The 9,023-nt window shown below is 48.0% G+C and carries 5 protein-coding genes and 8 tRNA genes; 11 read left to right on the top strand and 2 right to left on the bottom strand.

What is annotated here, in order from left to right:
* Positions 1–49: 49 nt before the first annotated feature.
* The 10 genes from TX85_RS17295 to TX85_RS17250 all read left to right on the top strand — a co-directional run bounded on the left by TX85_RS17295 (position 50) and on the right by TX85_RS17250 (position 3,942).
* Positions 50–141 (top strand) — tRNA-Ser (locus TX85_RS17295).
* Positions 142–161: 20 nt separating this feature from the next.
* Positions 162–238: transfer RNA gene (locus tag TX85_RS17290), tRNA-Met, on the top strand.
* A gap of 9 nt (positions 239–247) precedes the next feature.
* Positions 248–323: transfer RNA gene (locus TX85_RS17285), tRNA-Val, on the top strand.
* A gap of 23 nt (positions 324–346) precedes the next feature.
* A tRNA-Thr gene (locus TX85_RS17280) sits at positions 347–422 on the top strand.
* Positions 423–436: 14 nt separating this feature from the next.
* Positions 437–513, top strand: a tRNA-Asp gene (locus TX85_RS17275).
* A 193-nt stretch (positions 514–706) separates the two neighbouring features.
* A tRNA-Phe gene (locus TX85_RS17270) sits at positions 707–779 on the top strand.
* A gap of 9 nt (positions 780–788) precedes the next feature.
* Positions 789–873 (top strand) — tRNA-Tyr (locus tag TX85_RS17265).
* 7 nt (positions 874–880) lie between these two features.
* Positions 881–953 (top strand) — tRNA-Lys (locus tag TX85_RS17260).
* Positions 954–1,599: 646 nt separating this feature from the next.
* On the top strand, positions 1,600–2,697 hold the full coding sequence (locus tag TX85_RS17255) for a PucR family transcriptional regulator (protein WP_044480785.1): 1,098 nt from the start codon (positions 1,600–1,602) through the stop codon (positions 2,695–2,697).
* Positions 2,698–2,820: 123 nt separating this feature from the next.
* Positions 2,821–3,942 (top strand): ABC transporter ATP-binding protein, encoded by a 1,122-nt coding sequence (locus TX85_RS17250; protein WP_044480784.1) that lies wholly within the window; start codon positions 2,821–2,823, stop codon positions 3,940–3,942.
* A gap of 85 nt (positions 3,943–4,027) precedes the next feature.
* Here TX85_RS17250 and TX85_RS17245 read toward each other — a convergent pair whose 3' ends face one another.
* Both TX85_RS17245 and TX85_RS17240 read right to left on the bottom strand, forming a co-directional pair.
* Positions 4,028–5,773, bottom strand: a complete 1,746-nt coding sequence (locus TX85_RS17245; RefSeq protein ID WP_148444378.1) for a hypothetical protein — start codon at positions 5,771–5,773, stop codon at positions 4,028–4,030.
* Positions 5,773–6,729 (bottom strand): hypothetical protein, encoded by a 957-nt coding sequence (locus TX85_RS17240; RefSeq protein WP_044480782.1) that lies wholly within the window; start codon positions 6,727–6,729, stop codon positions 5,773–5,775. Before TX85_RS17240 ends, TX85_RS17245 begins: the two co-directional genes overlap by 1 nt.
* A gap of 336 nt (positions 6,730–7,065) precedes the next feature.
* On the opposite strand from TX85_RS17240, the gene TX85_RS17235 reads away from it, so the two are divergent.
* Positions 7,066–8,865, top strand: a complete 1,800-nt coding sequence (locus tag TX85_RS17235) for a vWA domain-containing protein (RefSeq protein ID WP_044480781.1) — start codon at positions 7,066–7,068, stop codon at positions 8,863–8,865.
* Positions 8,866–9,023: the final 158 nt, after the last annotated feature.

Raw genomic sequence — 9,023 nt, 5'->3', positions numbered from 1 at the left:
GTCCAGTTTCGTATCCAGTTTTCAAGGATTAAACCTTGAATTACGGCTTGGAGAGATACCCAAGTGGCTATAAGGGGACCCTCTGCTAAGGGGTTAGACTGCGTAAGCGGTGCGAGGGTTCGAATCCCTCTCTCTCCGCCATTTAAATAAATAATTAGTGTGGCGGCGTAGCTCAGCTGGCTAGAGCGTACGGTTCATACCCGTGAGGTCGGGGGTTCGATCCCCTCCGCCGCTACCATATTTCCCTGGAGGCTTAGCTCAGCTGGGAGAGCATCTGCCTTACAAGCAGAGGGTCGGGGGTTCGATCCCCTCAGCCTCCACCATTCAAATCTATATTTTGCACCGTGCCGTTGTAGCTCAATTGGTAGAGCAACTGACTTGTAATCAGTAGGTTGGGGGTTCAAGTCCTCTCGACGGCACCATCTTTACCTAATGCGGAGCCGTGGTGTAGAGGCCTAACATGCCTGCCTGTCACGCAGGAGACCGCGGGTTCGAATCCCGTCGGCTCCGCCATTACTTCTTGAATCAAGGGTGAGAACCCAAAAAGGGTTCGTCGAAGGATAAGCTTCGTTAGCGATACATCGCAGTCTCGGAGCGAAGCGTAGAGTATCCCGTCGGCTCCGCCACTTTTTCAAATGAATGGTTCCACAGCAAAGTGGGAAAGTTAACGACAACTTAACCGCTTTATTTTTTGTCAATTACATATGGCTCGGTAGCTCAGTCGGTAGAGCAGAGGACTGAAAATCCTCGTGTCGGCGGTTCGATTCCGTCCCGAGCCACTTTTATATGGAGGCTTAGTGAAGTGGCTAAACACGGCAGACTGTAAATCTGCTCTCTACGAGTTCGGTGGTTCGAATCCATCAGCCTCCACCATTGTTTTGAGCCATTAGCTCAGTTGGTAGAGCACCTGACTTTTAATCAGGGTGTCGAAGGTTCGAGTCCTTCATGGCTCATCTCAAAAGGTCGTCAACTTCGGTTGACGGCTTTTTGCTTGTTATGCTTATCCCTTTTATTAGAACTGATGTAGAATACATATTATGAAGCAGTGTAGTGAAAGGATTGTGTTATAGACGACTTTGATAGATTCATTGGGACAGGTCGAAGTCAAAAAGGGTACGAACCGAAGAAGATCGAATGCTCTGGTTTTAGGCGGCAGCGGTAAAGATTGGTTTGTTGAATTAAAAGCCTTGTTTGAAGAGAAGAAGCGAAGCTCTTTATGGTTCTAAATTTAGGAGTGAGTCGGTAGCAACCGGCTCACTCTTTCTTTTATATACATACCAGCTTAATAATTAGGAATAAAGCGTACAATGCACTCTGCCGCGGATTACGCTTTAACGATTGGATATGCTAAAATGCGTATAAGCAACAATAAATTATCTATATAAGTTGAACTATCTAAACTACGTAGAAAGGGCATAAGTGTGAAGTGTGCTGAAGAAGCGAAAGCGTTCGCCTTTGTGAGTGGATGTCTACCTTACAATATCTTAGTTCAATCAGAGAAATCCGCGAACAACAGCGATCATAAGCACACTTCACACGTTACCCTCAAAACGTAAAATTCAATAGTTCAACTTATCTAGAAGCAGAAAGGCATCGAGTATGGAAATTAATTTGCTAAAACAGCAGGTCGAAGCCGCCATCGGCGTCACCCTCAAAGAGTCTGAGATGGGGATGAAGGAATGGAATCTTCTTGTACGAGCCATCGATTCTGATCCCGCAGCACTCTTGAAAGTGAACGGCAAGTACGTGTGGCTTTATAAAAAAAATAACGCCTTATCTACTGTCCACTTTTTTGAGGTCGATCAGACTCTTCTTACAGATACCGAAGCGAAGTTAATCGGACTATTGCTTGTACGCGCAAGAGAGAGTGTCAAAGGGCATACCGCCAAAAAGGATGACGAATCCCGGAGCCTTCAGCTCGGTGAGTGGATTCAGGAGCGGATGGATCTTGGGGAGCTGCAAGGAACGGTTCCCGAGCACTTTGCGTTGAAGCCAAAGCTTCAGGGCTCTTTCTTGCCGTTTATGTTGTCCTGGGAAAACCGGGCTGGCCACGAGGTGGTCTATACCAAGCTATATAAGCTATTAAAAAGCTATTTTGGCGGCGATCTGCTGCTGATTCCTCTGAAGGACAGCTGGCTGATTCTTGTCAGTGAAGCGTTATTGACGGAGCTCCGGGAAGAGAGCGAGGAAGGGACAGATGCGGAGCGTGACATGCTCCATGCGCTGTGCCAGGGCTTATATGAATTGATCGCTAATGAATGGATGGGCAGCGGCTGTCATCTGTCTGTTCATGAGCTGATTACGGGTGAATCGAGACTTTTGGAGATGGCCGTGACCTTGTATGAATCCTTACTGATTGGTCGATTGTTTCATGTCAGCGAGTATATTCACTTGCCTTGGGAGCTCCGGCTGGAGCGTTTTATTTACAGCATTCCGGAGCCTGAACGGGAAAGGTTTATTATGGAGACAGGCAGACATTCGGGGATTTTTACAGACGAAGAAGTGCTGTTGACGCTGGAGACCTTCTTCGAAATGGACTGCAATATTAGCGAGACGGCCAAGCGACTCTATATCCATCGGAATACGCTGATGTACCGGATTGATAAGATTAAACAAGAGACGGGTTTGGATGTCAGAGCCTTTCAAGACGCGGTGCTCATGAACCTGCTGCTCCTATTGTACAAAGTGACAAAATGAGGACGGCAATTTTGTGCAGTTTGCGCATGGCTCATTTTCGCCCATAAAGGTATTATATAAATATGAATTGTATCCGATTTCATTTTTAAGTGACACTAAATTACTTTTTAGGAGGCCAAACAAATGGCAGGCGTACGCTTAGAACACATTTATAAGAAATATGCAGGTGCTGATAAGGCAACAGTTATGGACGTTAATCTTGATATCGCCGATAAAGAGTTCTTGGTATTGGTAGGTCCATCCGGTTGCGGTAAGTCTACTACACTGCGTATGATCGCAGGTCTTGAAGAAATCACTGAAGGTAAGCTGTACATCGGCGACCGCGTCGTGAACGATGTTGCTCCTAAGGATCGCGACATCGCGATGGTATTCCAATCCTACGCTTTGTATCCGCACATGAACGTATACCAAAACATGGCGTTCGGCCTGAAGCTTCGCAAAGTGAAGAAGGAAGAAATCGATCAACGCGTTCGCGAAGCAGCGAAGATTCTCGATATCGAGCATTTGCTTGACCGTAAACCAAAGGCTCTGTCCGGTGGTCAACGTCAACGGGTTGCCTTGGGCCGCGCGATTGTCCGCGATCCTCAAGTCTTCCTCATGGACGAACCTCTTTCCAACTTGGATGCTAAGCTGCGCGGTCAAATGCGTGCGGAAATCACAAAGCTGGTTAAGCGTCTTGAAACTACTTGCATCTACGTAACACATGACCAAATCGAAGCTATGACGATGGGTGACCGGATCGTAGTTATGCAAGATGGTATCATTCAACAAGCAGCTTCTCCTGAAGAACTGTACAACCAACCACAAAACATCTTTGTAGCCGGATTTATCGGATCCCCTACAATGAACTTTGTACATGGTACACTTGCTGAAGAAGGCGGCGTAGTTCGCTTCAGAGCCAACAACATGGATGTAGAGGTTCCTCAAGGCAAAGCTTCGACTCTGAAGGAGAAGGGCTACATTGGTAAAGAAGTGATCATGGGCATTCGTCCTGAAGATATTCATGAAGAGCCTGTATTCCTGGAAGCATTCCCGCACACTTCGTTCACAGCTAACGTATACCTGACTGAAAACCTCGGTCATGAAATGCAGCTGTACTTGAAGGGCGCTGGCGCCGACACGTTGATCGCTCGTGTTGACGGACGTTCGACAACTCGTGAAGGTGACAATGTGAAGCTTGCAATCGATATGAACAAAATTCATATCTTCGACAAGGAAACAGAGCTTAACGTATTCTTTTCCTAATCGGTAAAGGCAACTTTTTATAAAGAAAACCGCCCCTCGGGGCGGTTTTTTACTTGCCATTTAATGCTCGAAAGACTTAAAACATCTACTTTGGCTCATAGGTCTCCACTTGAATCACGGGCACGGTGATCCATTCCCCTTGAACAATAATATCCGTGTATTGAAGGAAGGTTCCGGTAATTACGGCATCCCCCTCTGAGAAGTCGAAATTCCCCTTCAACACGATATCCGTATCGTCCGCATAGGCAAGGGTCTCCAGAAAGCCCGGCTGCGTTACTGTACAGAGCAATCTAATGGTATCGTTCGGGTATTGCGCAACTTGGTCGGCAGTAACGTCTCGGATGAACTTTTTAACCCCTGTAAACTGATAGTAGGAGTCGATTCGTTCGTAGATCGAGACTTGCCCTTCGCCAGCGGAACCGTAAGGATTATCGACCAGCAGGCTGCCGTCAGAGTTCGTCTCCAGGCCATCTGCCTCTACCCACAGGATCAGCTCAATGGAGCTCTCAGAGACTTCGAACAGGGCATACAGCGCGTTTCGATTTAAGGACTCAGCCGTAACCTTAATGACCGGGTTCTGACGCGTGCTTAGGACCGGATCTATAGAAAGGGATTGAATCGAATTGCCTGATATCAGATCCGTATTCGTTAGCACCTGGATATTGCCTTGATCGTTCATTTTTCCAAAATAGACCCGGTTATCTCCATCAGCCGCAGCAACGTAGATTTGAGCATTATAGGATTTCGTTCCGCCCGTTACGTGAGTATACTGTTTATCTCCCTCAAGCTGAGGAAGCAGCAGAACGGGCTCTGCAGCCATCCACGCCAATCGGACCTGGCTTACGGCCTCCGCCGTGTCCTGGTATGGATTCAGCGATGTATAGAGGTCAATGGCTTCCTGGTATGCCCCATCCCTTGATAAGCTCTTGGCTTGCTTCATAAGCTTCGCTATTTGCCCCTCTACATAAGTAACAAGCGAGGACTTGGGGTTGACTTTGGCTGCGAAGGCATTATATTGCTTGGCATGTCTTGCGAAGCTGGAATAATTGTCAGCTTCCAGTTCTTGTCTCAGCAGAGCTTCCATAAGCTCCTCAACCTTGCTGGCAACCCAGGGGGCTTTTAGGTCATTTTTGGAATAAGCGCTTAAAATAGCCTCGGCATCAGTCAACAGCCGGTCATAGAGACCATTTGCTGCTAGAGCATCGAATTTCTTAAGGTCATAATCCTCATAGGCGGCCATCAATTCATTCATCTGTTTGTCCTGATCCCCGTAGAAGATTTCAGGAATTTCCAGGAGGTTCCATTTGAAGGATTCGTCGTCATAGTTCTGATTCGTCAGATTGCTGTTCATTTCTGCGTAGAACTGATTCTTAAACTGGGCAAAATAAGAGACAAAATGCTCCGATACCCCGATAGCCTGGGAGATTTCTCTGTAATATTCACTGTACGGGCCGTCTCCCGTATAATAGGTGTTGCGGAATTGCGAGAGCTCTGCGTAGATTTCCAGCAGCCGATCGAATTGTCCTTCGGCCACAGCCTCGGCGCCTTCCGAATCATAGAAGTCCAGTTGCTGCTTCATCTTGGTAATTGGAGCAAGCTCCTCCAAGCGGGCAGCGATCTCATCTTCATGATAAAGAATCGAGCGGTTGTCCCGAGTCTTCAAATACCAGGTTTCCGCACCTACCAGGTCCTTTTCCGCATAGAGACGCTCCGCTTCTTTAAAGGAAGAAATTTTAGCTGAAATTTCTATGCCCTTATAGCCGATCAGCACCAGGATAATTAAGCATAGCGCCAGAAGCAGGGACTGAAGGGAGAATAATCTTCGTGTCATCATAAGGAGTTGCTCCTAATTGCGGGCTGCTGAAAATCGGCGTCCCATTTATATTTTTCGGTAAAAATCCGGGCAACCTCTTCTCCCAGCGCCCCCCAGTCGTCCTGCGGACTTCCGTTGACTACGCGGTAAAGGCGCAAGAACCGCTCCTTGGGGAAGAGGCGAGCGTAACGGGCAATGAATTCCGCATAGGTCAGACAGTAACGTTTTTGTCTTACGGCTGCTGCGGCTACTCCTGACAGGATTTCGTCTCCGCGGCTCATGGAAGCGATATGCTGCTCATATTTCAAGATATACCGGAAGGTTTTATCCTTGATAAGCTCACGCTTAATTTTGCTTAATTCACCGATATATTCGACCAGATCCGGATCAAATCGCTTTTGCAGTAACGGTTCCAGCTCCAGGTCCATATCTTTGCGCAGCACAAAGGATTGAAGCAGCATAATTTGCAGCGAGCGTATGCTGTCATCGTGCACCAGCGTGGCAATCTCCCGCATCATTTCATAGGAAAGAGCTTTGTTCTCCTTTCCGATGGCCGCAGCCCAATCCAGATTGGCAATTAATCCGTTAATAATCTGCTGACGGTCGCGTATGAAAATCCGGTTCAGTTCCCTGGAGATCGCCTGGGGCTTTGTCCGATGCTGAACATAGATCAGCACGCCGGTCAACAGCAGACCCGCCACCAGGGCGAGAGCCATCTCCTGAAAGGTACGTCCGAAGAAAATGCTAACCAGCGTGATTAGCAGCGCAATCAGACGGTCATTTCGAATCGAGCGCTGTACTTGAGCGGCAGCCTTGCTGTGGAGCGAAATAAGCCCCCCTGATTTACCGCAGGTTGGACATTCCTCGTCATACAGGATGGTGTACCGCAGGCAATGCTTGCATATTCGTAATTTTTCATAGACATATTTAGTGTGGCGGGGAGGGCGAAGCTGTACAGGAATTTTATTGTTCATATTGGTCACTTTCCCGGTTTATTTGATAGATTAGGGCTTGGTCCAACTCCTGAGAGGGGACCAGATTCTTATTGCGCCGCCAAAAGAGGATAGATCTTACAGTAACAAACAGTAACAAAACAGCCAAGCAAACGTAAGTAATCATATAAAGTCGCCGCTCCTTCACAAAATGGGCCCTTTGCACCAAAAAAATTGAACTTTACAGGCGTTAATTATATCATAATGGCATAGCAGTGACAGATTCTAGGGGGGAATTTGTCATATGATGTATAATTACAATAATAGTACGAGTTACTACCTCTAATATAACGATTTAATCGAAAAGGAGTACTACACATGTCCAAGAGAAAGAAATCGACTTCCAGTGTGCTGCTCATCTTGCTTGCCATGCTGCTGATGTTGTCCAGCCTTCACGTGCAGGGCGCATATGCAGCAAATGGACAGGCCTCGCAGATTGACGCTGTGCTTGTCGTGGATGTCAGCAACTCCATGAATACGAGTGATACAAATAAGATCGGCAATGAAGCGATGAAGATGTTCATCGATATGCTGTCGGTAAGCGGAGACAGAGTAGGTATTGTTGCGTATACCGACAAGATCCAGCGAGAGAAGGCGCTGCTGGAGATCAATACCCAAAGTGACAAAGAAGACCTGAAGCAGTTTATCGACGGCCTGGACCGCGGACCTTATACCGATATTGCGGTAGGGGTAAAGGAAGCGATCAAGGTGCTTCAGAACGGCGCTGATCCGAATCATGATCCGATGATCGTATTGCTTGCTGACGGCAACAATGATTTTGATAAGGCATCCGGCCGGACAGCAGCACAATCCGACCAAGAGCTGGACGCCGCAGTAGAGGAAGCCAAGCAAGCGGGTATCCCGATCTATACGATTGGCCTGAATGCAGACGGCAAGCTGAATAAAGAGGCCTTGGCCGAGCTGTCGGATAAGACCGGGGCAAAGTCGTTCTCCACTAGTTCCGCCGAGGATTTGCCGCAAATTCTGAGCGAGATCTTCGCCAGCCATCTGAAGCTGAAAATTGTTCCGATTCAGAGTCTGACAGGAACCGGCAACTATCAAGAGGTTACGGTGAATGTTCCGAATGCGAATGTGCTGGAGGCGAACATCTCGATCATGTCCTCCCAGCCGGTAGAGACAGAGCTGATCGACCCTTCCGGCAATGCGGTGGCGATTCCGTCGAACGAGGTGCTGGTGACCAAGTCGAAGAGCTATTCCTTACTGAAGCTGCTCAATCCGAGTGAAGGAGATTGGACGCTTAAGGTTAAGGGAGTATCGAAGGACAAAATTGATATTAACCTTGTCTTCAACTATGATCTGGAGCTGGCCATGGAGCCGCTGCCTTCGTCCTCCTACAAGCAAGGGGACGAGATTGCCGTATCCTCTTATCTTACAAGCAACGGACAGAAGCTTGCCGATGCAGAGATGTATAAGAATATGACCGCTGTTCTGAAGGTCAAGGATCTCGATGCCGGAACGACGGAAGAGATACCGTTGACCAATACCGGCGACAAATTTGAAGGAACGTACAAGATTCCCGAAGAGCATGAATATGAATTGGTGGTAAGGGCCGAGGAGAAGAGCTTTTACCGCGAGAGTCCGGCGGTGAATATCTCGGCCAAACCGGGCGGTGCTACTACGCCCCCTCCGGCAACGGCTCCGGAAGAGACGGGAACCGGAGAAGAGAAGCCTTTTCCGCTGCTGCCGGTAATTTTGAGTGTTCTGGGAGTCCTTGTTCTGCTTGCCGTCGGCTACTTCCTGCTTCATAAGATGAAGCAGAGCAACCGCGGATTTGTCGGACAGATCGTTCTCGAGATCCGGGATGAGAATACCGGAGATAAGACGTACCCGCAGTATAAGAAGTTAACAGCCTTCCGGGGCAAGTTCACCCTTCACCAGCTTCTGCAGCTCGCACCGGAGCTGAAAGAGACCGAAGACATGATATTTACTCCGGGAAGCAATGACAGAATTATTCTGACAAGCAAGAGCGGCGGTACGGTGGAGAGGTCCGGTCGCGCCGTTGATACCAGCAAGGGTCTTGAGCTCAAGAGTGGAGACCGGATCACCTTGCCGCTAAGCAGCGTAGATAAGACAATCTTTATCGAATACCTCGTGTAGGCTTTTGACTGTGAAGTGTCTTTTAAGAAGTTATATAAGTTGAACTAAAGAACTGCAGAGAAAAGGCATAAGTGTAAAGTGTTCTGAAGAAGCGGCAGCGTTCGCCTTTGAGAGCGAATTTCTTCCTTCACATGGCCAATTCAATCCAAGAAATTCGC

This window comes from Paenibacillus antibioticophila (genome assembly GCF_000455265.1).
In the GTDB taxonomy this organism is placed as follows: domain Bacteria; phylum Bacillota; class Bacilli; order Paenibacillales; family Paenibacillaceae; genus Fontibacillus; species Fontibacillus antibioticophila.
The sequence above is the reverse complement of the archived record's forward strand: the minus strand, read 5'-3'. Positions and strand labels throughout refer to the sequence as shown.

Bases quoted from the DNA above. Each gene is read 5' to 3' on its own strand.
- TX85_RS17255 (WP_044480785.1), top strand. From the start codon at position 1,600: ATGGAAATTAATTTGCTAAAACAGCAGGTCGAAGCCGCCATCGGCGTC.
- TX85_RS17250 (WP_044480784.1), top strand. From the start codon at position 2,821: ATGGCAGGCGTACGCTTAGAACACATTTATAAGAAATATGCAGGTGCT.
- TX85_RS17245 (WP_148444378.1), bottom strand. From the start codon at position 5,773: ATGACACGAAGATTATTCTCCCTTCAGTCCCTGCTTCTGGCGCTATGC.
- TX85_RS17240 (WP_044480782.1), bottom strand. From the start codon at position 6,729: ATGAACAATAAAATTCCTGTACAGCTTCGCCCTCCCCGCCACACTAAA.
- TX85_RS17235 (WP_044480781.1), top strand. From the start codon at position 7,066: ATGTCCAAGAGAAAGAAATCGACTTCCAGTGTGCTGCTCATCTTGCTT.